Annotated in this window: 25 protein-coding genes and 1 tRNA gene; 20 read left to right on the top strand and 6 right to left on the bottom strand. The window is 67.1% G+C overall.

Features of this window, described 5'->3' with window-relative positions:
- A partial coding sequence (locus ACZ5C2_RS30210) for a hypothetical protein (RefSeq protein ID WP_468798429.1) occupies nucleotides 1-284 on the top strand: 284 nt, incomplete at its 5' end.
- A gap of 263 nt (nucleotides 285-547) precedes the next feature.
- Here ACZ5C2_RS30210 and ACZ5C2_RS30205 read toward each other — a convergent pair.
- Entirely contained in the window at nucleotides 548-913 is a 366-nt protein-coding gene (locus tag ACZ5C2_RS30205) for a DUF6221 family protein (protein WP_468798426.1), read from the bottom strand.
- Nucleotides 914-1,049: 136 nt separating this feature from the next.
- Here ACZ5C2_RS30205 and ACZ5C2_RS30200 point away from each other — a divergent pair, with 136 nt between their 5' ends.
- Nucleotides 1,050-1,787: a TIGR02391 family protein gene (locus ACZ5C2_RS30200; RefSeq protein WP_468798423.1), complete on the top strand. Its 738-nt coding sequence runs from the start codon at nucleotides 1,050-1,052 to the stop codon at nucleotides 1,785-1,787.
- 441 nt (nucleotides 1,788-2,228) lie between these two features.
- Here ACZ5C2_RS30200 and ACZ5C2_RS30195 read toward each other — a convergent pair whose 3' ends face one another.
- The 4 genes from ACZ5C2_RS30195 to ACZ5C2_RS30180 all read right to left on the bottom strand — a co-directional run bounded on the left by ACZ5C2_RS30195 (nucleotide 2,229) and on the right by ACZ5C2_RS30180 (nucleotide 6,848).
- Nucleotides 2,229-2,837 (bottom strand): hypothetical protein, encoded by a 609-nt coding sequence (locus tag ACZ5C2_RS30195; RefSeq protein ID WP_468798420.1) that lies wholly within the window; start codon nucleotides 2,835-2,837, stop codon nucleotides 2,229-2,231.
- An 897-nt stretch (nucleotides 2,838-3,734) separates the two neighbouring features.
- Nucleotides 3,735-4,703: a hypothetical protein gene (locus tag ACZ5C2_RS30190; RefSeq protein ID WP_468798417.1), complete on the bottom strand. Its 969-nt coding sequence runs from the start codon at nucleotides 4,701-4,703 to the stop codon at nucleotides 3,735-3,737.
- Between the two features lie 504 nt (nucleotides 4,704-5,207).
- Nucleotides 5,208-6,206 (bottom strand): HNH endonuclease, encoded by a 999-nt coding sequence (locus tag ACZ5C2_RS30185; RefSeq protein ID WP_468798414.1) that lies wholly within the window; start codon nucleotides 6,204-6,206, stop codon nucleotides 5,208-5,210.
- Between the two features lie 69 nt (nucleotides 6,207-6,275).
- Entirely contained in the window at nucleotides 6,276-6,848 is a 573-nt protein-coding gene (locus tag ACZ5C2_RS30180) for a DUF4145 domain-containing protein (RefSeq protein WP_468798411.1), read from the bottom strand.
- A gap of 707 nt (nucleotides 6,849-7,555) precedes the next feature.
- Here ACZ5C2_RS30180 and ACZ5C2_RS30175 point away from each other — a divergent pair.
- From ACZ5C2_RS30175 to ACZ5C2_RS30115, 13 genes are all read left to right on the top strand, one after another.
- Complete coding sequence (locus tag ACZ5C2_RS30175; protein ID WP_468798408.1) at nucleotides 7,556-8,407, top strand: helix-turn-helix domain-containing protein; 852 nt, start codon at nucleotides 7,556-7,558, stop codon at nucleotides 8,405-8,407.
- Nucleotides 8,408-8,501: 94 nt separating this feature from the next.
- Nucleotides 8,502-8,891 (top strand): ATP-binding protein, encoded by a 390-nt coding sequence (locus ACZ5C2_RS30170; RefSeq protein ID WP_468798405.1) that lies wholly within the window; start codon nucleotides 8,502-8,504, stop codon nucleotides 8,889-8,891.
- A 175-nt stretch (nucleotides 8,892-9,066) separates the two neighbouring features.
- Nucleotides 9,067-9,918 carry a sigma factor-like helix-turn-helix DNA-binding protein gene (locus ACZ5C2_RS30165; RefSeq protein ID WP_468798402.1) on the top strand — a complete coding sequence of 284 codons (852 nt, stop codon included), beginning with the start codon at nucleotides 9,067-9,069 and terminating at the stop codon, nucleotides 9,916-9,918.
- The gene (locus ACZ5C2_RS30160) at nucleotides 9,915-10,736 is read left to right on the top strand and encodes an integrase (protein ID WP_468798399.1); all 822 of its coding nucleotides are present in this window, start codon (nucleotides 9,915-9,917) and stop codon (nucleotides 10,734-10,736) included. The genes ACZ5C2_RS30165 and ACZ5C2_RS30160 overlap by 4 nt, the downstream gene beginning before the upstream one ends.
- A gap of 181 nt (nucleotides 10,737-10,917) precedes the next feature.
- Nucleotides 10,918-11,265 (top strand): SCO3933 family regulatory protein, encoded by a 348-nt coding sequence (locus tag ACZ5C2_RS30155; protein WP_468798396.1) that lies wholly within the window; start codon nucleotides 10,918-10,920, stop codon nucleotides 11,263-11,265.
- A gap of 5 nt (nucleotides 11,266-11,270) precedes the next feature.
- Complete coding sequence (locus ACZ5C2_RS30150; protein WP_468798393.1) at nucleotides 11,271-12,638, top strand: FtsK/SpoIIIE domain-containing protein; 1,368 nt, start codon at nucleotides 11,271-11,273, stop codon at nucleotides 12,636-12,638.
- 86 nt (nucleotides 12,639-12,724) lie between these two features.
- Nucleotides 12,725-13,414 carry a DUF2637 domain-containing protein gene (locus tag ACZ5C2_RS30145; RefSeq protein WP_468798390.1) on the top strand — a complete coding sequence of 230 codons (690 nt, stop codon included), beginning with the start codon at nucleotides 12,725-12,727 and terminating at the stop codon, nucleotides 13,412-13,414.
- A gap of 15 nt (nucleotides 13,415-13,429) precedes the next feature.
- Entirely contained in the window at nucleotides 13,430-13,609 is a 180-nt protein-coding gene (locus ACZ5C2_RS30140; protein WP_407110771.1) for a mobile element transfer protein, read from the top strand.
- Nucleotides 13,610-13,624: 15 nt separating this feature from the next.
- Nucleotides 13,625-13,780: a hypothetical protein gene (locus ACZ5C2_RS30135; RefSeq protein WP_389496589.1), complete on the top strand. Its 156-nt coding sequence runs from the start codon at nucleotides 13,625-13,627 to the stop codon at nucleotides 13,778-13,780.
- Nucleotides 13,781-13,800: 20 nt separating this feature from the next.
- Complete coding sequence (locus ACZ5C2_RS30130; protein ID WP_468798386.1) at nucleotides 13,801-14,106, top strand: SpdD-like protein; 306 nt, start codon at nucleotides 13,801-13,803, stop codon at nucleotides 14,104-14,106.
- A 110-nt stretch (nucleotides 14,107-14,216) separates the two neighbouring features.
- Complete coding sequence (locus ACZ5C2_RS30125; protein ID WP_468798383.1) at nucleotides 14,217-15,578, top strand: replication initiator; 1,362 nt, start codon at nucleotides 14,217-14,219, stop codon at nucleotides 15,576-15,578.
- Nucleotides 15,578-15,748 (top strand): helix-turn-helix transcriptional regulator, encoded by a 171-nt coding sequence (locus ACZ5C2_RS30120; RefSeq protein WP_468798447.1) that lies wholly within the window; start codon nucleotides 15,578-15,580, stop codon nucleotides 15,746-15,748. Before ACZ5C2_RS30125 ends, ACZ5C2_RS30120 begins: the two co-directional genes overlap by 1 nt.
- The gene (locus ACZ5C2_RS30115) at nucleotides 15,745-17,151 is read left to right on the top strand and encodes a tyrosine-type recombinase/integrase (protein WP_468798380.1); all 1,407 of its coding nucleotides are present in this window, start codon (nucleotides 15,745-15,747) and stop codon (nucleotides 17,149-17,151) included. The genes ACZ5C2_RS30120 and ACZ5C2_RS30115 overlap by 4 nt, the downstream gene beginning before the upstream one ends.
- Nucleotides 17,152-17,384: 233 nt before the next feature.
- On the opposite strand, the gene ACZ5C2_RS30110 is transcribed toward ACZ5C2_RS30115, so the two are convergent.
- Nucleotides 17,385-17,456, bottom strand: a tRNA-Arg gene (locus ACZ5C2_RS30110).
- A 119-nt stretch (nucleotides 17,457-17,575) separates the two neighbouring features.
- On the opposite strand from ACZ5C2_RS30110, the gene ACZ5C2_RS30105 reads away from it, so the two are divergent.
- The 5 genes from ACZ5C2_RS30105 to thrC all read left to right on the top strand — a co-directional run bounded on the left by ACZ5C2_RS30105 (nucleotide 17,576) and on the right by thrC (nucleotide 23,194).
- A complete protein-coding gene (locus ACZ5C2_RS30105; protein WP_468798377.1) occupies nucleotides 17,576-18,064 on the top strand; it encodes a response regulator in 489 nt (162 codons plus the stop codon).
- An 88-nt stretch (nucleotides 18,065-18,152) separates the two neighbouring features.
- Nucleotides 18,153-19,184: an ArgS-related anticodon-binding protein NrtL gene (nrtL, locus tag ACZ5C2_RS30100; RefSeq protein WP_468798374.1), complete on the top strand. Its 1,032-nt coding sequence runs from the start codon at nucleotides 18,153-18,155 to the stop codon at nucleotides 19,182-19,184.
- A 17-nt stretch (nucleotides 19,185-19,201) separates the two neighbouring features.
- Nucleotides 19,202-20,593: a diaminopimelate decarboxylase gene (gene lysA, locus ACZ5C2_RS30095; RefSeq protein ID WP_468798371.1), complete on the top strand. Its 1,392-nt coding sequence runs from the start codon at nucleotides 19,202-19,204 to the stop codon at nucleotides 20,591-20,593.
- 246 nt (nucleotides 20,594-20,839) lie between these two features.
- Nucleotides 20,840-22,129, top strand: a complete 1,290-nt coding sequence (locus tag ACZ5C2_RS30090) for a homoserine dehydrogenase (protein WP_468798444.1) — start codon at nucleotides 20,840-20,842, stop codon at nucleotides 22,127-22,129.
- Between the two features lie 6 nt (nucleotides 22,130-22,135).
- Nucleotides 22,136-23,194, top strand: a complete 1,059-nt coding sequence (thrC, locus tag ACZ5C2_RS30085) for a threonine synthase (protein ID WP_468798368.1) — start codon at nucleotides 22,136-22,138, stop codon at nucleotides 23,192-23,194.
- The last annotated feature ends 201 nt before the right edge of the window (nucleotides 23,195-23,395 follow it).

Below are 23,395 nucleotides of genomic sequence, written 5' to 3'. Positions count from 1 at the left end.
TACCGCTTCGTGTACTTACTTCCCACCTGGTGCTACTTCCTCTGGAACCTCAAGATCCCAGTCTCCAGGTGTCCATGATCAAGGGGAAGCTTCACTTGGCGTTCCTGCTCTCGCTCCCTGGTGACCCGATCGCGATGAGGGGTCAGCTGCAGAAGGGGGATCGCAGGAAGCTTGCGGCAGCCAGTGCATTGCATGACCCCGCTCATGCTGCTTGGCGGCAGCTGGATGATCTCGAGGCTGAAGCTGACGTGCAGGCCATGTTTCGCTTCCTGGCTCCTGCTTGAGTCCTAGTCGCCGCTCACTCGCGATCAGTGCCACACAACGACAAAGAGCCGGACCCAGTGGGACTGGGTCCGACTCTCGATGCCTGGCACATTTGCAGGTCAGCGAGTTGATCGTGCTGGTCCGGCTCTTGTGCCCCCGGCAGGATTCGAACCTGCGCACACGGCTCCGGAGGCCTCTTGCGTCTCACACATTTCAGCAGCTCACAAGGCCGGGAGGATGGCCATGCGGCTCATTCGTCCACGCATAGGCCTCATCCTGCGTATCACTGCGATACGCGGGTGCGCCTCTCGTCCTCAACCGGCTCGACCTCGATTAGCCTCCACTCAGGGTGGAAGTCGGGGTGATCGGCGTAGGCCGCTACGAGTTGCTCGATCACCGGCTGGCGGAACCGCATCCACTGTTTGATGACCAGGCCACCTGCGAAAGAGTGTTCCCACTCCCCCAGCTCCCGCTGAGGCGCGAACACCCAGTCCATGAGCCTGCGCTTCACCTCGACGTCGGCAAGGATCCGGTCCCGCAACCGGGCCACGTCCTCGTTCTTGCTCGGCTTCAGTGCTTTGGCCGCATTCTCGTCCTCACGAAGACGGGCCTTAAGGAACTCCACCATGACATCGAAGTCGTGTCTCATCGCTGCCCCCTTGTCTGTGAACGCTGAAGGGCCATCATCCACCCTCCCCATGGTGCTCCAGGGCCTCTTGCTGAGACACACCACTTACTACGCGAAACCACTGACCAGCCTGCGCCGTTCGCCCTAGGGTCCAAGCATGGATCACGCCTACGCTGTCGAGACGCTGGGGAACTTCCTGGAGGACGTGAACGTCCATGTCTCGAAGATGGAAGCAGTCAATGCTGACCAGACTGGCGACATGCCCTGGCCGGACTGGCCTCAAGATCTCGTGATCGAACTCGTGCGGGCTCGCAAGATCGTTGAGGTATACGACCAGCACGCACTTTCCGAGCTAAACCAGTACAACTCCGAAGGTCTCGCGTACTGGCAGCTCGTGCGGCTCGCCGTCACCGAGGCGTTGGGGCACGCCAGGCACGCGGATGATGTTGACGCGTTCCTACGCCCCAAATCGCCTGCCATTGGGGCGGATGCCCTGCACCTTTGGGTGTGGGAGCCGGCCGCACCTCTCTGGGCCGCTGAGGCCCATCAGGATGCCGTCCTCGCCGCTGCCCGCGTGGTGAATCGTCGCCTACAACTGAAACTCGGTCGTCACGACATCGGCGAGGTGGACCTGTGTATGCAGAGCTTCGACCCCAAGCCGCCCACCGAGGGCAAGCCGCGGCTTAGGTTCGATGGCGACCGTGACACCCCCACATGGAGAGCCCGGCAAGACGGGGCCAAGTACCTGTCCGCCGGGGCGTTCCTCGGCATCCGGAATCTGGCGGCACACGAAGAGCAGCTCACCTGGGGCCAGCAGGAGGCGCTGGAGTACATGGCGACCTTCTCTGTCGTCGCGCGATGGATCGAGGAGTGCACTGTAGAGACCGCGACCTGAGTTCGGCTTCCATTCCGGGCGGTCCTAGCCAGCCACGCCGTCGCCCTCGGCCGACGACAGCCAGCCACGACGGCGGGGGCGCTGGCCGATCAGGCACGCGTGTGCCTCGCTGCACCCCCACTGGCCTCAGCCACGCTGCTTGCCGACGTCTCCCGGAACAAGCCGCGACGGCGGACGTGTGCCAGTTACTGTAGGCGTTGGGTCGTGACTTCTTCGTCCCGAAGCAACTTGTGTGGGGGCGCTGCCTTGGGCTGGTGTGCTCCTCACCTGCCCGAACGGTCCGCAGACGTCCGCGCTCGTCCGCCGGTGTTCGTCGACGTTGTCACGCAGTTAGACACTCACCCAGCATGCGCCCCGGCGCTTTGAAGTGCCTTGCTCTGAGCGGAAATCGTGGAGCCGTCCACCGGCTCAGGCGGGAGGCTCCACAAAGTTTGGCGGTGGTCAGCGGCTGGTGTTGGATCCTGTTCGGCGGCCCACTTCCGTACCGGCTGTCAGGTCGTGAACTGTTTGAAGGTAGCTGCGTCCCTCTTCGATGAAACGATCGATCGTGTCGCGGAGGCCAAGCAGTCCGCGGTCTAGTCTCTGACTGAGTTCTGCCTGCTCCGGGCTACCACTACCTGCGGCAGCAATCCAGGCATCCACGTCCCTGATCACGCCATCAACCGTGTTGGTGAAGCGGCGTGCGCTGGCAGCCTCAGCAGCGGTGACAGATAGGCTGAGAAGCGTGCACTTGTGGTACATGTCCGATGTAGAGCCCAACAAGCGCTCACGGGCTTCGAGGAGCTCGGCAGCACTGGACCCCCCGCCCTGGTGATTGGCATGCCCCAAGGTGAGACCAATTTGGGTACGTATGACTTCGATGGTGTCCAGAAAGTCGGCATATGCAGCGCGGCGCATCTGCCAAAGCCCGTCCAATCGCTGGGCTCTGACCTGGACCTGCACCGCCTTCAGAGCCGCCTTCGCTTGAGCACGAGCGCCCAGCCAAGCAATAACGGCACCGACGGCGGTCGCGCAAGCGCCGATGATCGCGCCTTTGATAGTGGGATCCATGAAGCGATTTTGCTCTATACATGGGCCGGCCGTGGCGCAGGCACCTCTTTAGGAGAGAGGCTGGGGGATCTGTGGCCTGAGCTGCAGCTTCGCTGGCCAAGGAAGCGAGCGGCTACTCGACCGCGGAGCACCGGTGTTGACCGTGCCTGACCCCTGCATCTGGCACGGTTGTGGCACGAACCTCAGCCGACGACAGCCAGCCACGACGGCCGGCGCGCCGACCGACCAGGCGCGCGTATGTCTCGCTGCACCCCCAATGGTCTCAGCCACGTTGTTGACTTACGGCGTCTCTCAGTGGGCTGGCAGGGATGCGCAGCCCGTGTTCGCAGCACCTCGAGCTAGCAACTGCGTCAGAGCTGTCATGTACTTCGAAGGGCTCCGCTCGAGTGAGGCTGTGGGCCTCAGGAATGCTGTTTGCTTCCTTCCGGGAAAAGGGTGGGGCGTTCTGAACGCTTCACGACACACACCCCGTATCGGGCAAGCAGTGGACAGACATCGGAGAAAGTCACGACAATCGCGGCCCGAAGTCGAGGGAGGCCAAGGGTAGGCGGCTCTTCACGAACGAGCGGGACGGTCTCGTGGGCAGTAGCATTTATTGGCGCGTGTGGCGGGACGCCTGGGAGTTCGCGCTCTCGCCGGACGTTCAGACGTCCATCCTTGGAGGTGGGCCGTACGACTTGCGGCACACAAGCATCACGACGTGGCTGAACGCCGGTGTGCCGGTGGCCGAGTTCGCCCGTCGGGTCGGTAATTCGCCCGAGGATTCATCGTGTCTACGAGGAATGCCTCCAAGGTCAGAAAGAGTTGATCAACCAGAAGATCGAGAAGGAACTCGACTGAACTCCCTGACTTGCCGACGATCTGGTGGTGGGGCGCCCTGAAGTAGGCGCCCCAAAATCAAGCCCCGAATATGGAGATAGGCACTGTCGTGTCATCGACGACGGTCCATCCTGAATTCATCTCAATACGCGGGTCGAGGTGAATGCTGCGCATCGGCGACTCGATGAGCTCGCGCTCATTCTTCTCGCGTCTGCGACGAACGCTCAGGAGTACAGCGTCAAACGCTTCCCCTATCGCGTCCGCCACTCGCTTGCTGTCGTCGACGGCAGGGAACGTAAAGGCCACCGAGCCACCATCGAGGAGCATATGGACGAGAAGCTGTCTTGCATTGCGGTCTAGGTAGCTGTCCCGCCACAGCGCAGAGGGGCGAACCTCCTGGCCGCGTAGGTGGAAAGTCGCCTTCCAAAGGAGGCCAGTGCACCCACTGATCGGGTCACTTCCGGTGGGCGCGGTGGCATACGGGCGAACCGTATACGAAAGGCGGAACACGACATCATACTGACGATCGGCGTGCCGAATTAGTCTCCGAGCCGTTTGGTGCTCTTCACGGATCCATGCGGCTACAACAGGATCAGCGCTGGTAGAAGATGGTTGAAAGTCCCGGTTATATGCAGCGTAAGCGGTGAATGCTCCTTTTTCTAGGTCGCGTAACGTCTGCTCGAGGCGGTTGAGGTCGTCACTGTGTGGGCGACGTAGATGACCGAGACGGTGGCGTACCGCGAGAAGCTCTGAAGTACGCGCCATGAGAGCGTCCTTGTTCATTAGTGAGGGTTCCACTAGATGCCAGTTGGCCTCAACCAGTGGAAAGAGCCTACCGACATCCAGATAGCTCAGTGGATCTTCCCAGTCCGCAGTGGCCATGTACTTAAGAGATTCGTCTCTCTGTTGCCTGGTTGTCGCGCTCTGTCCGATGTGATTCGCCCAATCGACACCGTGAAAGGAGCGAAGTTCCACGTAGATCAGAGAGCGCAGGTAAGTTTCCAGCTGCCACCAGCGTGAGTACAGGGCAAGGGTTTCCTCTGGCATTCCACTTGAATACAGTGCCTGATCGATAGCTGCTTTTGTGCCTAGAGAAAGACGCTGCCATGTGCTACGGGCTCGCATCTGCCTTCATTCCCCTCGTTCTGGTTTTGGTTCTGGACTGTGGCTAGGCTAGCCGTCCGTTCGCACGTTGCGCCGTGGTTTTCAGGAGGGCTTCGATGCGAGGCAGGCAGCGCGTACGTCCGGTGCTGATTGCCGACCGTCTCTATCACAGGTCTATCGCACCCTGTGCGCAACAACGACAAAGAGCGGGACCCAGTGAGACTGGTTCCCGGTGTTCATGCTTGGCATCTGCGCTGGTCAACCGCATCATCGTGCTGGTTGAGGCGAAGTGCCCCGGGCAGGATTCGAACCTGCGACACCCGCTTTAGCCTCGATCTTTCGTGACGGTCCACCGACAAAATCGGTGGACCGTCACGAAAGATCGAGGCTAAGCTGGCGCTGTCCGTGCCCATTGTGGGATGCCATCGCGGTGGGGGAGCTTCCCAGCTAGCGTCCGTTGCTTAGCTGGTCGGCCACGAACTCTTTGATTTTATCCAAGCCAGGGTATGGTTTTTCCGATGCCTGCTCGTCCTTGCTGTAAGATGGACTGAAGTGCTCGAAACGCAACATCTCGTTCGGGCCGCGAGTAATCCTCAAATTCCCTTCGCTGAATCGGTATCCGACCTGGATCTCCTGTCGGATTCGTTGAAACATCAGATTTCCTGCTGACGTTAGATGAAATACGAGTTCGTGAATGAGGTCGACATTGAAGTCGAATTCATCTCCGTACTCTCGATAGAGTTTCTCGTTCCAGCTGATTTCCTTGTGTTTTTCGTGGAGGCAGAATCGATCCCGCATGATTCGGTGATGCGTAAAAGTGTCATTAATGGTTTGGATTAGATCGGCCCACACTTCTGTGAAAATGCGCTCAGCCTGTCGAAACTTTGGAAGGTGAGAAGTGGGCCAACTCCTCCCTTGTAGCCATAGGCTGGTGTCGAAGAAACGCCCAAATCGATCGAATTCCATGACAGGCGTAGGGGCTAGGAGGGCGGATGTCCATCCGTCCCATGCGTCGATCTCTACGCGCCTTTCCCATTCACTCACGAAGCCGGCAGCTCGTTCTGCTGCTGCTTCTGTCTCTTTAGCTGAATCCCCCATGCTCTTGGCTACTCGCTCCTCATGCTCTCTTTTCATCTCCAGGAGAACTTTAACTGAAAAGTAGCGCCCATTGGAGGCGTCGATTACCTTATGATGCTCCTCGCAAAGCAAAATCATATTTGCGTACGAGTCTCTCTCCTTCTGTGGCATTCGGGGATTTGCTCGTGGGCCGTCGTCTGACTCTGCGACGATGTGCGCTTCCTCGCCGAGAGTGACGCCTTCGTGTACATCGGGGTCTCCTGTGTAATCCTGAAGATCGGCAGTGAGTCTTTTCCTGCATTCCGGAAAAGCGCATGTGTCGCCCGATCGCCCCCAAAGTCGCTTGCGGTCCGGCAGTGAGATTCCCACAATTCTCCCCTAATTCACCATCTCGTCGCCAAAAGGGTGTCACATGATATCGGTTCTGTGAGTTGATGGTCAGGCGGAGTCTTGGGACGAGTCTGCCTTACCCCCATTGTCGCCTGAAGTATTGGGCTTCGATCGTCTGGCTTTGAACTGCTCGTATTGGTTCGTGACAACGTACATGTAGTCGAGCAGAGCCTCAGCAAGAGCAAGGGCGTCAGTCGCGTCCTCGCGGCTGACCTGGACACCTGTGAAGTGAGCTCCCTGGTTGCCCAGCGCACGCAACGCCTCAGCCCATTCAAGAAGCCGCCCTTCAATTTTCCCTTGTTGGTGTAGCTCACGCAGTGAGGCGACCAAGGGTTGCCGCTTCGTGACACCTTGGTCAGCGCACACTCCTTCCAACGTCCGGCGCACCATGACGGCTACGGCTGTGTATGCCTTCGCCTTCAGACAGGCACGAGCCTCGCCGTGCTCGCGACGAAGAGGGTCCGGGATATTGCTGCTCAGCTCGCGTCCATCAGGGTTCGGCCACGCCCTCTCTGGACGCTCGAACGGGTTATCTTGCGCCAGCAGTAGAGGGCCGAAGCACTCTTGGCAACGGGCAAGCGCATAACGCCATGCCCAAGGGGAGCCTTCCTTGTACTGCATTTCGAGGGCTCCGGCCTCCCTAGCCAAGACGGCTCGCTCGCAGCCGGGGCACTCAGCCAGAACGGGATCTGGATTTACGCCTGTCGCCATACCTGTGAGCATATGGACGGCATCGGCCCGGCGGGGCCTTATTGGGTGAGGTGATACCTCACCACTCCCCACCCCAGCTCCCATCCCGTCCGCCGTCGACCCACACATCGTGGAGCGGGCGTGGTTCAAGGGCGTCAAGGTGGAGCGCGCCACTGTACGAACGACCTTGACGCCCCTGGGCCGCGTCTGCTCGGCTTTGCCTGGGTCGACGGCGGACGGGATGGGAGCTCCCCACACACGCCCTCTACGGGCCCGCGGTCGGGAACGGCGCCCCCTCCATCCCGGTGCCGGCCGATCCCCCGCCGGAGGCATCGCTCTGACCTCGACTGCTCACCGGGGAGTATCCGCCTCATGATTCTCGGCTCAATCGCCTGAGCGCGGCACGGGCGCCGGCCGGGCTGGAGCGGGGCGGAGACAGGAGCGCAGGCCCGGCCGGGGGCCGGGCCGCGCGCGGGGAGCGGAGCGAGCCGCCTTGAACCAGTAGAGATAGTTTGAATCATGCTCGGGCTGCTGCCGTTGTCCGGTCCCGGTAGATGCTTGACCGTTCGGTCCCGGCTGACGGTTGGCAGGGCCTAGCAAGCCTGGCTGTTGCTGGCGCGTGGTGTAGAACCCTGGGCATGGGGAGTGAACGGCGGGAACGGACCAAGGTGCTCGGGGCACGTCTTCGCGGGCTTCGTGCAGAAGTCGGCCTTACAGGTGCCACGTTGGCGCAGCGGGCTGGAGTGGGACAGCCGACCGTGTCCAAAGTCGAGACCGGGCGCATGGTTCCGAGTGCCGATGTACTCGACAGGCTCTCGCATGCCCTCGGCCTCGACGAGTCGACTGCGGGTGAAGTCCGGGAGCTCCTGGCCGCGGTAGAGGCTGCGTCCGACTCTGACCAACTGGCGGACGGCGCTACTTCAGTCGGCATGACGGTCGATGAAGAGGTTCGGTCCGCTCAACTGGTGCGCTCGTTCCAATGTGTCGTTCTCCCGGCCATGCTCCAGAGTGCGGAGTACGCCAGGCACGTTTTCGCGAGCGCGCCGACCGCAACGGCTGAGGAAGTCGGCAGGGCTGTTGCTGCTCGTGTGGAGCGGCAGAGCGTGTTGTACGAGCCGGGGCGGGAGTCGGTGTTCGTCCTCACGGAAGCCGTGTTGCGCACCTGGCCTGGCACTCCGGCCCTCATGCTTGCCCAGCTCGACCGACTGCTGGCTGTCGAGAGTCTGAGCACGGTACGGCTCGGAGTCATCCCCTGGCGCCGACCGGTGCCGGTCCTGCCGCGCCACGGGTTCACGTTGTGCGATCACCGGGCCGTCGTGGTTGAGGCCTTCAGCAGTGAGCGCGTGTCCGGCGACGCTGATGAAGTCGCGTCGTACGAGGAGACGTTCAGCCGCTTCGAGCAGGCCGCCGTCTTCGGTGATGAGGTGCGGGAGCTGCTGTTGCTGGTGATGAAGGAGTTCCGCGAGTTGGGAGACCCCGTCACTCCTTAGAGGAATAATTCCTCATGATGCCTGGCCTGTTGGGTGCGCATGGGAATACTCTGCCGCTGGGCTGTATAGCCCCCTAGACGCAGAGGAGAGTCCCATGCGCTCCAAGTGGTGCCGTGCCTTCCCCGGGATGCCTGAGGAAGTCGCACATGCACGTCACTTCATCGCTGCCCTACTGCAAGAACAGGGGCCCATCGACGATGCCGTCCTGGTCGTGAGTGAGCTTGCGACCAACGCCGTGCGGCACACGCTGAGTGGCTCGGTCGGCGGCTGGTTCCTCGTCGTGCTCAGCCTCGGCGACGACCTCGTGCGCATCGAGGTGGTCGACCAGGGTGGTGACCGCGTACCGCAACTGTGTGATGCGACTGGCCAGGAAGAAGGCGGCCGCGGCTTGCGGATGATCGCCGCCTGCGCGAAGGACTGGGGCGTGAAGACCTGGCCGGAGGGCCGCTCGGTGTGGGCCGATCTCGCGCGGGAGGGCGTGTGACCGTCCTCTGGTCGGCCGCACCCTGTGGCCGCTTCGCGGGCAGTGGCGGGTGAGCCCCCGGGGTGTTCCTCGACGGCGGGCCAGGTTCTACGTGATCGGTGTCCGGTCGGGACGGCGTCTCCCGCCCATACCGTCTAGGGCCCTAGACTCCTGGTTACTGCTAGGAGGTGAGGTCATGTCGGACGAGCTGCAACGGATCATGGCGATTGATGATCCGTACCTGCTTCTGCGCGAGGTCACGACCAGGTTGGCTGACGCGCAGCAAGAGGTGACCGAGCTGGCCCGGCTCCGCCGGCGGGTGGTGCAGGACCTCCACGCGCAAGGGCTGTCGTACGCGCAGATTGCGGCGAAAGCCGGCCTGAGTCGCGGGCGCATTCATCAGATCCGGCACACCGGTCCGGCACCGGAAGGCGCCTTCCTCGGACGGGGCGCCGTCACGGTCGCCACTCCGCTGCGCCGTGACGACGAGCGCGGGCGCACGGTCGTCGCCGTGGACGATGTCAGCTCCGGCAAGCGCCTGGAAGACCTGGCGCGGTCGTACGGGCTCGACGTCACCTCGGAACACGTACCGGTGAGCGGTGAGATCGACCTCAACCGGGACGGCCTGGTCGTCGTCTGCGGGCCACGCATGTCTCAGGAGATGTGGGAGACGTACGCGCAGGATCCCGTATTGCGCTGGGAGCGCGCCGAAGACGGGCCCTGGACGGTGATGGACAGCCGCACCGGCACCGTGCACCGGTCGGGACAGGACAGTGATCCGGCCCGCCCGTACGACGTCGGATACCTCGGCCGACTGTCCCGCCCGGACGGCTCCGGCTCGCTGCTCGCCATCGCTGGCATCCACACGCAAGGCTCCCTCGGCGTCGTGCAGATGCTCGCCAACGACCTCAACACGCTCTGGGGGCAGGTGGGAGACCGCCGCTTCTCCACACTGGTGGGCGTTGAGTACGACCCCGAGACCAGCGAACCGCAGTCCGTCGAACTGCTCTGCCCCCTGTACCGGCACGACGAGGACACACCGGCGTGAGGATCACCCTCGCCTCGCTACCCGCCGAACCGGACCGGGAGAACGAGGACTTCGCCGCTGCCGCTCCCGGCGCGGCAGTCCTCCTCGACGGTGCCGGCGTCGGCGGCGCCGAGACCGGGTGCACGCATGGCGTCGCCTGGTTCTCCTCGACGCTGGGCGGCCTGCTGCTGCGCAGTATCACCGTGCAGCAGGACCGGTCGCTCGCTGACTGCCTGGCCGACTCCATCGGCCTCGTCCGGGCCCTGCACGAGGACACGTGCGATCTGACCTACCGGGCCAGTCCCACCAGCACGGTGATCGCCGCACGGGCCGGTGGGGGAGCCCTGGAGTACCTCGTCCTCGGTGACTCCTCGCTCCTCCTTGCCGACAGGAGCGGGGGCACGGACGTGGTCACCGACCGGCGCCTGGACGACGTGGGTAAGTGGCTGCGCGGGCCGGTCGACGCGTTGCCCACCGGCTCGCCCGAACACTCCGCCGCGCTCGCCGAGTACCGGGACGCCCTGACAGGGCTCCGCAACCGACCGGGCGGCTTCTGGATCGCGGGCCCCGACCCGCGGGCCGCCGACCATGCCCTGACAGGCAGGGTGCCGCTGGAATCACTGGCATCCGTGACGCTGATGAGCGACGGCGCAACGCGACTCGTCGACCGCTTCGGCCTCGACGACTGGCGGCAGACCCTGACCGTCCTCAACTCCTCTGGGCCGGATGAGCTGATCCGCCGCGTGCGCGAAGCCGAAGCCGGTGATCCCGACGGCCGACGCTGGCCGCGTGGCAAGGCTGGGGACGACGCCACCGTCCTTCACTGGGCGCTGGCGTAGAGCGTCCGGCGAACGCCGAGACACGCACGTATACCCCCCTAGACAGTTGACGGTGCGTCGGTTTACGGTAGTCGTCAACCCCCCTAGACAGTCGGGGGCGCCCTCCCTCGCGGTGTCTAGGGGGGTATTCAGTTCGCGCGGTGCCGGGCGACCGGTGCCCACAACCCAGTGAGGTTCTGATATGCGTGTCATCCCCGTGGACACTTCGGACGCGACGCTCCTCGTCACCAAGCTGCCCGAGGTCAAGGTGAGGGACCGGCAGACCGGAGAGGTCGCCGTGGACCCGGTGACCAATCAGCGGCTCATGACGCTGGAGCTGGTGTTCATCGCCGCCGGCGGCTCGGACATGATCAAGGTCACCATCCCGGAACAGGGCATCGGTGAAGGCCTGGTGATGGGCGCACCGGTCTTCCTGTCGGGCCTGGTGGCCCGGCCCTGGGAAAGCGAGTTCGGCGGGCGCGCCCGGCACGGCATCGCCTACCGGGCCGACGCCGTCATGGTCAGCGCCGCCGCACCGGCTCAGGGCTGACGGCCATGGCTGACATCGTCCGCGTGCTGTTACCGGTCCTGCTGGTCCTGGCCGCGCTGCTCGTTCTCCGCCGCCGCCTGCCGGTCCTGTTCTGGTGGCTCGTCGGGTACCCGGCCGTCGCGCTGCGGGTGCTCACCTCGTACCGGGCGACGATGGATGCGTGCGGCCTGACGGTTCCCGCCTCGGCCATCCGCCGGGCCACGGCCCGGGTGGTGGGGTGGCAGGCGGCTCCCGTACCTCCTCGTCACTCGCTGCCGTGGCCGACTGGATCCGGTCTCGTGATGCGGCTGCGTCTGGCGGCCGGGCAGGCGCCCGAGGACTTCACCGCCTCGGCCGACCGGCTACGGCATGCCTGGGGCGCTCACGCTGTGCATGTCCGCTCCACCAAGCCGGGACGCCTCGAACTGCGCCTGGTCGGCTGGGACGTACTCGCCGAGGTCCGTCCCGCCCGGCATCGGCAGACCAACGGCCCGCTCTGCCTGCCTCTCGCCCTGCGGGAGGACGGGGCATGGCACGTACGAGACTTCCGCACCGTGCCGCACGAACTGATCCTCGGGGCCACGCAGTCCGGCAAGTCCGTCTACCTGCGCAACCTGCTGTGCGGCCTGGCCCGTCAATCGGTCGTGCTCGTCGGCATCGATTGCAAATGGGGCGTCGAACTGGCGCCGTTCGCACCCCGGTTGTCCGCCCTCGCCGACCATCCGGACCGGGCGAACGACCTCCTCGACGTCCTGCTGGAGGAGATGGGGGCCCGGTTCCGCCTGATCGGTCTCTCGGGCGTGGCGGGCCCGGACGCCGTGCTCACCTCGGACGTGTGGGGGCTGCCGGAAGCAGTACGGCCGGTGCCGGTCGTGGTCGTCGTCGACGAAGTGGCAGAGCTCTTCCTCGCCGCGAGCAAGGACGACGAGAAGCGGCGGGACGCCATGGTCACCAAGCTCATCCGCCTCGCCCAACTAGGCCGCGCGGCCGGCATCTACCTGGAGGTCTGCGGCCAGCGCTTCGGCTCCGAACTCGGCAAGGGCGCGACGATGCTCCGCGCCCAGCTGACCGGCCGGGTCTGCCACCGCGTCAACGACGAGTCCTCGGCGAACATGGCGCTGGCCGACGTCTCCCCCGAAGCGGCCCTGGCCGCGACCTCGATCCCGGCCGACCGGCCCGGCATCGCCGTCGTCGGCGACTCCTCCGGCGGCTGGTCCCGCGTCCGCTCGCCACACCTCACCCTCGACGACGCGGCAGCCGTCTGCCGTGACACCGCCGCCCTGGCGCCCGTACTGCCCCGGCTCGACTCCTTCCGGCCCGTCGTCGTCACCGAGGCGGTCAAGCCGTCCTCGTCGTCGGCTGCCGCCACCGCTGCTCGCCCGGTGACCGAGTAACGCGCTCCCTGCTCCCACGGTCGGCGTGACCGCCTCACGCCACGTCCCTACCCCTCCCATGCCCGAAACCGGAAGGAGTCGAGTCGATGCGTGCTCACCTGGCTCGCGTGGACGCCGTGATCGTTCAGGCCGTTATTGCCGGTGCTCTGTCGTTCTCTCACCTGCATGACTTGGCTGCGGCGGCCGGACAGGACGGCTGGAAGGCATGGGCCTACCCCGTGAGCGTCGACCTGCTCCTGGTCGCCGCCTGGCGCCGGATGCGTCAGTCGCAGCGAGCAGGACAGGCGGCCGGTGGCCCGCGGCTGTGGTTTCTGATCGCCCTGGCCGCGTCCCTCGGTGCCAATGTCGCCACGGCCGGACTCCTCGACCTGGACGACGTACCGGCCTGGCTCCGCGTCACGGTCGCGGGCTGGCCCGCCGTCGCCTTCTTCGGCGGAACCCTCCTGGCCCACGCACCACACATTCAGGAACAGCCAAGGAAGCCGGCCGCGCCGATCACAGACACGGAACCGGAGTCACGCCCCGCCCCGCCCATCGCCGTTGAGGTGCCCGACCGGGACGCGCTCACCGTTCCCGAGCCTGACGCCAAACCGGTTGCCGCTTCGACCCCGACGCCTGCTCCGGCCATCGCCCTTCCGCCCGCCCTCGTCGACCGCGTCCGGGCCCTGGCCGACGAACACCGCTCGACCACCGGTCGCCCCGCCGATCCCGACGCCGTACGCGCCCGGCTCGGTCTGCCCCCATCCATGACCGCATCCGTCGCCGCCCACCTCTGAGAGAGGAGCACCACCATGAACCCGCGCTTCCGCAACGTCCGCCGCATCGGCCCGGTCAACGTCGCCTCGTACATCAACCGCGGCCGGCACCGTCACCTGGCCGCCTGCACCGCGCCCCGCTGCGACTTCTCCGCCGAGTACGACAGCCGCGCCGCCGCCGAACTCGCCGCCCGTATCCACCGCTGCTCGGCCTGATAGGAGACCACCGCCATGGACGTCCCGCTCTGGCTTGCCCTGCTCGTCGTCGGGGTCCTCGGCGTCAAGCTCATCCGCCCGCCCTGGTGGCTCATCGCCGCACTGCTCCTCGGCGGCTACCTCCTCGCCGACAGCCTGCTGGCCCCCGTCATCGACACCGCCGTCAAGTAACCGCGAAGGGAGACCCGCCTATGTTCCAGCCGAAAATCCCGACCATGCCTCAGCCGACCGGCCCGGTCCCTCCGCCCGCCGCCGTAGAGCCGACCGCCATCACTCCGGCTGCCGCGACCCCGCAGTCGGCCCCCGTGCCCCCGGCGCCGTCCCGCCCGGCCGTCCAGTTGACCCCCGGCACCGCGCTCGCCCTCGTCGGCGGCGGCACCGCCGTGGTCCTGGTCGTCGGCGCCGTCCTGGTCTCCATGCTCCTCGCCGTCGCCATCACAGCCGCGTCCGTGGCCGTGTGCGCCGTCGTCCTCCGCTCCCTCCTCCACCACCGCTGACCTCGCCGCCTTCCGGCCGCTCGGCTTGCCCACGTTGTCTAGCCCCCTCGACAGGTCGGGCGAGGGTCGTCATCCCGCCTCTCGACTTCTCTGCTAGGAGGAAACCGCACATGCACTCCACGGCCCCGGCCGTAGCCATCCCTCATCTGGCGTCCCTCGCCCGGCATGGCGACCTCAGCGCCTACGCCCACCAGATTCAGCGCCTCGGCGGCTGCGAGCGGCCCGTACGGATGGAGGGCCACCGGCTCGACGTCCACGCTGCCACGGGCGAGATCGTCCGGGAGATCGCCGACCGCGACCTTCCGGCCGGACAGCTCCTCATCCGCTGCAACAACCGCCGCGCCACCCGGTGCGCCACCTGCGCCGAGGTGTACCGCAAGGACACCTTTCACCTGGTCACCGCCGGCCTGAGCGGCGGCAAGGGCATCGGTCCGTCCGTCGCCGGGCACCCGCGCGTCTTCGCCACCTTCACCGCCCCGTCCTTCGGCCCCGTCCACAACCGCCCCGGCGGCGGGCGGTGTCGCTGCGGACGCCTCCACCCGGACGACGACCCTGCCCTCGGCACTCCTCTCGACCCGGACCGCTACGACTACCGCGCGGCCGTCCTGTGGAACGCACACGTCGGGACACTGTGGGGCCGCTTCACCACCTACCTGCGCCAACAGCTCGCCTCCCGCGCGGGCATCAACCGCACGGAACTGCGCCACTGCCTCAAGGTCTCTTACGCCAAGGTCGCCGAGTACCAGCGACGCGGCGCCGTCCACTTCCACGCCGTCATTCGGTTCGACGGCCCGGACGGCGCCGAGGACACCCCGCCGGCCTGGGCCACGACCGAACTCCTCACCGACGTGATCCGCTCGGCGGCCCACCTCGCCGAGACCCCCGGCCCTGTCCTCGACGGCCACCCGTACGCCTTCCGCTTCGGCGAACAGCTCGACATCCGCCCCATCCGCTCGGCCGACTTCGCGGGCACCTCGGAACTGTCCAGCCGCGCCGTGGCCGCCTACATCGCCAAGTACGCCACCAAGGGCGCCGAGACCGCGGGCACCCTCGACCGCCCCATCCGCAACCCCATCACGGACCTGATCGGCTCCGGCATCACCGACCACGCCCGGCGCATGATCCTCACCTGCTGGCACCTCGGCGCGCTGCCCGAACTCGAAGACCTGCGTCTGCGCAAGTGGGCCCACATGCTCGGCTTCCGCGGCCACTTTTCCACCAAGTCCCGCGCCTACTCCGTCACGCTCGGCGCCCTCCGCCAGGAACGCGCCGACCACAACGAAGCCCTCACCCGCGAACGCGCGGCCGAAGCCGGTCACCCGCTGCCCGACCCGGACACCGTCCTTGTCCTCTCGCACTGGCGCTTCGCCGGCACCGGGCTGACCGCCGCAGAGACCTGGCTCGCTGCCTCACGCCGACCTGCCCTCGACACGGAAGGAGACTCCGCGTGGACCGCCGCCGAGACGAACTGATGACTGTCCCGCAGGTTCTCGCCGAGCTGGGCGGGGTCTCCCGTCGAACCTTCTACCGCTGGCGGGAGCTGGGGCAGGCTCCGGAAGCGATCAAGCTTCCGAACGGTGAGCTTCGGTTCTGGCGCAGCGACTTCACCTCGTGGCTTCACAAACTCGGGGAGGCGGCGTGAAGTCGCACGACGTGAAGGTGTGGAGCATCCGCAAGCGGCCCTACAAGACGCCGTCTTACGACGTGCGGTGGAAGGTCGGCGACGCTTCTCCGTTCTCCGAGACCTTCCGGACCAAGGCACTCGCTGACAACTTCCGCGCGCAGCTGCTCCGGGCCGCACAGAAGGGGGAGGCATTCGACACGGGCACCGGTCTGCCGGACTCCCTGGCACCGGTCAAGGAGTCCCTCACCTGGTACGACTTCGCACGGGCCTATGTGGCCATGAAGTGGCCGCACGCGGCCCCGAACTCCCGCGACAGCCTGAACGAGACGATGACGCTCGTCACTACTCAGCTCCTGGGAGACCGCCCCGGCCGTCCGGCAGACGATGTGTTGCGGCGGGCCCTCCGCGGTTGGGCCTTCGTCATCCAGGCCGAGGACGAGGACGCCCCGCCGGTGGACATCGCGAACGCCCTCCGGTGGGTAGGCAAAGCCTCGCTGCCGCTGGCGACGCTCAAGAACCCGGCAGACATTCGCGGCGTCCTCGACTCGCTCAAGCTCACCCTTTCCGGTGCCCCGGCGGCTGCTGAGACGGTGCGGCGTAAGCGGGCCGTCCTCTTCAACGCCCTGGCGTACGCGGTCGAGCTGGGGGAGCTCCCGGAGAATCCGGTCACGCTCGTGAAATGGAAGCTGCCGAAGGTGACCAAGGAAGTGGACCGCCGAGTGGTGGTGAACCCTCGGCAGGCGACCGAGCTCCTTGGGGCTGTCTCGTACGTCGGTGGCTACCGTCGGGCCCGTGGGCGCCGACTCGTCGCGCTCTTCGCCTGTATGTACTTCGGTGGGCTGCGGCCGGCGGAAGCCGTGGCCCTGCGTCGTCCGGACTGCGCACTGCCGGACACGGGGTGGGGCTCGTTGATCCTGGAGAAGAGCCGTCCTACGGTCGGCAAGCGTTGGACCGGAACGGGGGAGGTGCACGACAACCGCGGGCTCAAGAACCGGCCCTCGAACGAGACCCGCATCGTTCCGATTCCGCCCCGCCTCGTTCGCATGCTCCGAGCTCACATCGAAGAGTTCGGCACGGCCGAGGACGGCCGGCTGTTCGCCAACGAACGCGGGGGAGTGGTCGCCTCGACGACGTACTGGCGTGTCTGGGACGAGGCGCGGCACCTGGCGCTCACACCTGAGCAGGTGGCCTCTCCGCTGGCTGCTCGGCCGTACGACCTGCGGCACGCCGCGCTCTCCTCGTGGCTCAACGCCGGCGTGGATCCCACCGAGGTTGCGGAGCGCGCGGGCAACAGTGTCGAAGTGCTCCTGTGCCGGTACGCCAAGTGCCTCGACGGCCGCCAGGACGTCGCCAACCGTCGGATCGCTGAACTCCTCGGCGAGGACGACGACCAAGGAGACGCACACGGCGACGGGACCTGATCCCGACATACCTCCGACACGTGTACCTGCGGCATGATGGCCCCTGGACCACAGTCCAGGGGCCTCGTCGTTTTCCGGTGCTGACCTGCGGATTCCTGCTCTGCGGCCAGTCCACGCATAGTCCACAGCACCTGACATACGGCCGCTCCGGGCGGCACACGCCTGCACATACGCGAAGACCCCGTTCTCAGCGAAAGCGCTGATGGCGGGGTCTTTGGGCACCTCATGCAAGGTGCCCCCGGCAGGATTCGAACCTGCGCACACGGCTCCGGAGGCCGTTGCTCTATCCCCTGAGCTACGGGGGCGTGTCCGTCGCGTGGTGATCGCGGCGACGGGTAGAACACTACCAGTTCTGGTGGGGTGGTCATGAACCCCTTTTCGTGGTCGGCCGGGTCGGTCCGGGGGCGGGTGTCGCCCGTGCGGGGTGGAAGTGGTCAAACGCCGGACGCGGTGGCCGGTCCCGACCTACTCTCGAGTTGTGCCAGGCGCTGCGGGCCGGGTTCTTGTTGTGGACGACAACAAGGTCATCCGGCAGTTGATCAGGGTCAACCTCGAGCTGGAGGGCATCGAGGTCGTGACCGCGGCCGATGGTGCCGAGTGTCTGGAAGTCGTTCATCAGGTGCGGCCCGACCTTGTCACCCTCGATGTCGTGATGCCGAGACTCGACGGGTTGCGGACCGCCGCCCGGCTGCGTTCCGATCCCCGTACGCGTGAGCTTCCGCTCGTCATCGTCAGTGCCTGCACCCAGTACGAGGTCGAGGGTGGGCTCGATGTCGGGGTCGATGCTTTTCTCGCCAAGCCGTTCGATCCCCAGGAACTCGTCCGGCTCGTTCGCGAGTTGCTCGTGGATCCGCTCGGGCGGGTTCGTGGGCCAGGGGACGCCGAGCCGGCCGCGGGGCATGCCGGTGCGTGAGGTCGGGGATGTCCACAAGCGTCCACATGCCGGGATCGCGGTCTAACTCGTTCGCATGCCCACCCCCCTCCTCCCCTACGCTTGTCCCGTGACTCCCGTCGAGCTCTCCCGCACCGTGCTGCACGCGGTGCGCCGTGCTGTCGACGAGGGGGAGCTGAGCGTGGCCGTGCCCGAGCGGGTCGTCGTCGGGCCCCCGGGGCCCGGAGGGTGCGGGGATTACGCCACCAACGTCGCCCTTCAGCTCGCCCGACCGGCCGGGCAGCCGGCGCGGAGGGTCGCCGAGGTCCTCCGCGCGCGTCTCGCGCGTGCCGGTGGGATCAGGGACGTGGTCGTCACCGGGCCCGGGTTCATCAACTTCCGGTTGCAGAGCACCGCCCCCGGCGACCTCGTGCGCGAGATGCTGCGGCACGGGTCCCGGTACGGGTACGGCGACTCCCTCGCGGGGCAGGGCGTCGTACGGCTGCACGCGGCGCACGAGGTCCGGGCGGTCGTCCACCTCGATGTCCTTGCGCGTGTGCTCCGGGCTCAGGGTGCCCCTGTCCGGACCGGTTGCGACGGGCCGGTCGAGGGGGAGTGGGGGAGCGTTCTGGGGGTGCGCGTCGACCACCCCGGCAGCCGGGGCCCGGTCGACGTCCGCCCCGTGCCCGCGCCCTTCGATCCGCTGCCTCTCGGCCGTGACGCCGCCCGCTGGGCGCTGCTGTGTCCCGCGCCGCACGACCGGCCGCGAACGGGCGACCAGTATCTGGTGCAGCGGGAGAGCAATCCGTTGTTCCGGGTGCGGTACGCCCACGCCCGGAGTCGGGGGCTGGTGCGTAACGCCGCCGATCTGGGGTTCGGGCCGGAGCCGGGAGCCGTGGACGCTCAGGCGCTGCTCCAGGCCCTCGCCGACTACCCCCGCGTCCTCGCGGGCGCCGCCACCCACCGTGCGCCGGACCGGCTCGCCCGGCATCTCGTCACCGTCGCCGATGCCCTGCTGCCGCTGCTGCCCGCCGTGCTGCCCCTCGGCGACGAGAAACCCTCGGCCGCCCACCGTGCCCGGCTCGCCCTCGCCGAAGCCGCCGGGACGGTGCTGGCCGGTGGCCTGTCCCTGCTCGGCATCGACGCACCCGACCATCTCTAGGAAGTCCAAGACCAGCCATGAGCCGTTCCGCACATCCCGCCGGGCCCCGTCACGCCGACGTCCTCCCCGAGGGGCACTACTCCGCCCCACCCTCCGATCTCAACGCCCTCGACCCCAAGGTGTGGGCCCAGACCGTCGAGCGCGACGGGCACGGCGTGCTCACCGTCGGCGGGATCGACGTCAAGCGGCTCGCCGAGGAGTTCGGCACCCCCGCCTACTTCCTCGACGAGGACGACTTCCGGGCCCGGGCGCGGGCCTGGCGTACCGCCTTCGGCGATGAGGCCGACGTGTTCTACGCCGGCAAGGCGTTCCTGTCCCGGGCCGTCGTGCGGTGGCTGCACGAGGAGGGACTGAATCTCGACGTCTGCTCGGGCGGGGAGCTGGCCACGGCCCTCTCCGCGGGGATGCCCGCCGAGCGGATCGCCTTCCACGGCAACAACAAGTCGACCGGCGAGATCCGGCGGGCCGTCGAGGCCGGGGTCGGGCGGATCGTGCTCGACTCGTTCCAGGAGATCGTCCGGGTCGCGCACATCGCGGAGGAGCTCGGCACACGACAGCGGGTGCAGATTCGAATCACCGTGGGCGTCGAGGCGCACACACACGAGTTCATCGCCACCGCCCACGAGGACCAGAAGTTCGGGATCCCGCTGGCCGGCGGGCAGGCGGCGGAAGCCGTACGGCGGGCCCTGAAGCTCGAAGGGCTGGAGCTCATCGGGATCCACTCGCACATCGGGTCGCAGATCTTCGACATGTCGGGGTTCGAGGTCGCCGCGCACCGGGTGGTCGGGCTGCTCAAGGACATCCGGGACGAGCACGGCGTCGAACTGCCCGAGATCGACCTCGGGGGCGGGCTCGGCATCGCCTACACCAGTGACGACGACCCGCGTGAGCCGCACGAGATCGCGAAGGCGCTGACCGAGATCGTCACCCGGGAGTGTGAGGCCGCCCGGCTCGCGACGCCGCGCATCTCCGTGGAGCCGGGGCGCGCCATCGTCGGACCGACCGCCTTCACGCTCTACCAGGTCGGCACCGTCAAGCCGCTCGACGGGCTGCGGACGTACGTCTCCGTCGACGGCGGGATGTCGGACAACATCCGCACCGCGCTGTACGACGCCGAGTACAGCGTGGCTCTCGCCTCCCGCGACTCCGACGCCGAGCCGATGCTGTGCCGCGTCGTCGGCAAGCACTGCGAGAGCGGTGACATCGTGGTGAAGGACGCCTTCCTGCCGGCGGACCTGGCTCCGGGCGACCTTCTCGCCGTACCGGCGACCGGGGCGTACTGCCGGTCGATGGCCAGCAACTACAACCATGTCCTGCGCCCGCCCGTCGTCGCCGTCCGTGGCGGCGAGGCGCGGGTGATCGTCCGGCGGGAGACCGAGGAGGATCTGCTGCGGCTCGACGTCGGATGAGCGGTGAGCGGTGGTGAGCGGTGGTGAGCGGTGGTGAGCGGTGGTGACCGGTGGTGACCGGTGAGCTCTCAGTGCGTCGGTGCTCAGTGTGGCGGCCGTGGCCACGATCGGCCGACGGAAGATCTTTCGGTCTTCCGGTCACGGAAACGAAATAGATGTCTCACGATCCGGACATAACGCAGAAAGTCCCGTCCGGTGAGTGAGACTGGTGCAACCGAGACGGTAATCAGGAAACGAGGTCGGATGATGCGTACGCGTCCGCTGAAGGTGGCGCTGCTGGGCTGTGGAGTGGTCGGCTCAGAGGTGGCGCGCATCATGACGACGCACGCCGACGACCTCGCCGCCCGCATCGGAGCCCCGGTGGAGCTCGCCGGGGTCGCCGTGCGGCGGCCCGACAAGGTACGCGAGGGCATCGACCCCGCCCTGGTCACCACCGACGCCACCGCCCTGGTCAAACGCGGTGACCTCGACATCGTCGTGGAGGTCATCGGCGGGATCGAGCCCGCCCGTACGCTCATCACCACCGCCCTCGAGCACGGCGCCTCCGTCGTCTCCGCGAACAAGGCGCTGCTCGCCCAGGACGGCGCCGCGCTGCACGCCGCCGCCGAGGAGCACGGCAAGGACCTCTACTACGAGGCCGCCGTCGCCGGCGCCATCCCGCTGATCCGCCCGCTGCGCGAGTCGCTCGCCGGGGACAAGGTCAACCGGGTGCTCGGCATCGTCAACGGCACCACCAACTTCATCCTCGACAAGATGGACAGCACGGGCGCCGGATATCAGGAGGCCCTCGACGAGGCCACCGCGCTCGGGTACGCCGAGGCCGACCCGACCGCCGACGTCGAGGGTTTCGACGCCGCCGCCAAGGCCGCCATCCTCGCCGGGATCGCCTTCCACACGCGCGTGCGCCTCGACGACGTCTACCGCGAGGGCATGACCGAGGTCACTTCCGCCGACTTCGCCTCCGCCAGGGAGATGGGCTGCACCATCAAGCTGCTCGCCATCTGCGAGCGGGCCGGGGACGGTGCGTCGGTGACCGCGCGGGTGCATCCGGCGATGATTCCGCTCAGCCACCCGCTGGCCTCCGTGCGGGGGGCGTACAACGCCGTGTTCGTGGAGTCGGACGCCGCCGGTCAGCTGATGTTCTACGGGCCCGGCGCGGGCGGTGCGCCGACCGCGTCCGCCGTGCTCGGGGATCTGGTCGCCGTGGGGCGCCACCGGGTCAGCGGGACGACGGGTCCCGGCGAGTCGGCGTACGCCGCGCTGCCCGTCTCGTCGATGGGCGAGGTCGTCACGCGATACCACATCAGCCTGGACGTGGCCGACAAACCGGGTGTTCTCGCCCAGGTCGCCACCGTGTTCGCGGAGCACGGTGTCTCGATCGATACGGTTCGCCAGCAGGGCAAGGACGGCGAGGCGTCGCTCGTCGTCGTCACGCACCGAGCGTCCGACGCCGCCCTCGGCGGGACCGTCGACGCGTTGCGCAAGCTCGACACCGTGCGTGGTGTCGCCAGCATCATGCGGGTTGAAGGAGAGTAGCCAGCAATGACCCACCAGTGGCGCGGAATCATCGAGGAGTACCGGGACAGGCTGCCGGTATCCGACAGCACGCCGGTCGTGACGCTCCGTGAGGGCGGCACGCCGCTCGTGCCGGCGCAGGTGCTCTCCGAGCGCACGGGCTGCGAGGTGCACCTCAAGGTCGAGGGCGCGAACCCGACCGGGTCCTTCAAGGACCGCGGCATGACCATGGCCATCTCCAGGGCGAAGGAGGAGGGGGCCAAGGCCGTCATCTGCGCCTCCACCGGCAACACCTCCGCGAGCGCCGCCGCGTACGGCGTGCGGGCGGGCATGGTCTCCGCCGTCCTCGTGCCGCAGGGCAAGATCGCCCTCGGCAAGATGGGACAGGCCCTCGTGCACGGGGCGAAGATCCTCCAGGTCGACGGCAACTTCGACGACTGTCTCACGCTGGCCCGCGCGCTGAGTGACAACTACCCCGTGGCGCTGGTCAATTCGGTCAACCCGGCGCGTATCGAGGGGCAGAAGACCGCCGCCTTCGAGATCGTGGACATGCTCGGCGACGCGCCCGACATCCATGTGCTGCCGGTGGGCAACGCGGGCAACATCACCGCGTACTGGAAGGGGTACAAGGAGTACGCCGCCGACGGTGTCAGCACGAAGACGCCGCGCATGTGGGGCTTCCAGGCCTCCGGCAGCGCGCCGATCGTCCGCGGTGAGGTCGTCAAGGACCCGTCGACCATCGCCACCGCCATCCGGATCGGCAACCCCGCCTCCTGGGACTTCGCGCTCGCCGCGCGGGACGAGTCCGGCGGCGCCATCGACGAGGTGACGGACCGTGAGATCCTGCGCGCGTACCGTCTGTTGGCCTCGCAGGAGGGCGTCTTCGTCGAGCCCGCGTCCGCCGCTTCGGTGGCCGGTCTGCTGAAGGCCGCCGAGCAGGGCAAGGTCGACCCGGGGCAGAAGATCGTGTGCACGGTCACCGGCAACGGCCTGAAGGACCCGGACTGGGCCGTCGCGGGTGCGCCGCAGCCGGTCACCGTTCCCGTCGACGCGGCGACCGCCGCCGAGCGGCTCGGCCTCGCCTAGGGAGGCATCCGCCGAGCGGCTCGGCCTCGCCCACGGCGACCGCCGCCGAGCCGTTCGGCCTCCGTCCACGGCGACCGCCGCCGAGCCGTTCGGCCTCCGTCCACGGCGACCGCCGCCCGGGGCGCCGGAATTCCGCAGAACCGGCGTAAGGGCGCGCTCACCTGGGGAAGTGACATATCGGGGGTGCATGAAGGGCTCTCG

The sequence above is a fragment of the Streptomyces sp. NPDC031365 genome (assembly GCF_055569765.1).
This window is presented reverse-complemented; position numbering and strand designations above follow the sequence as displayed.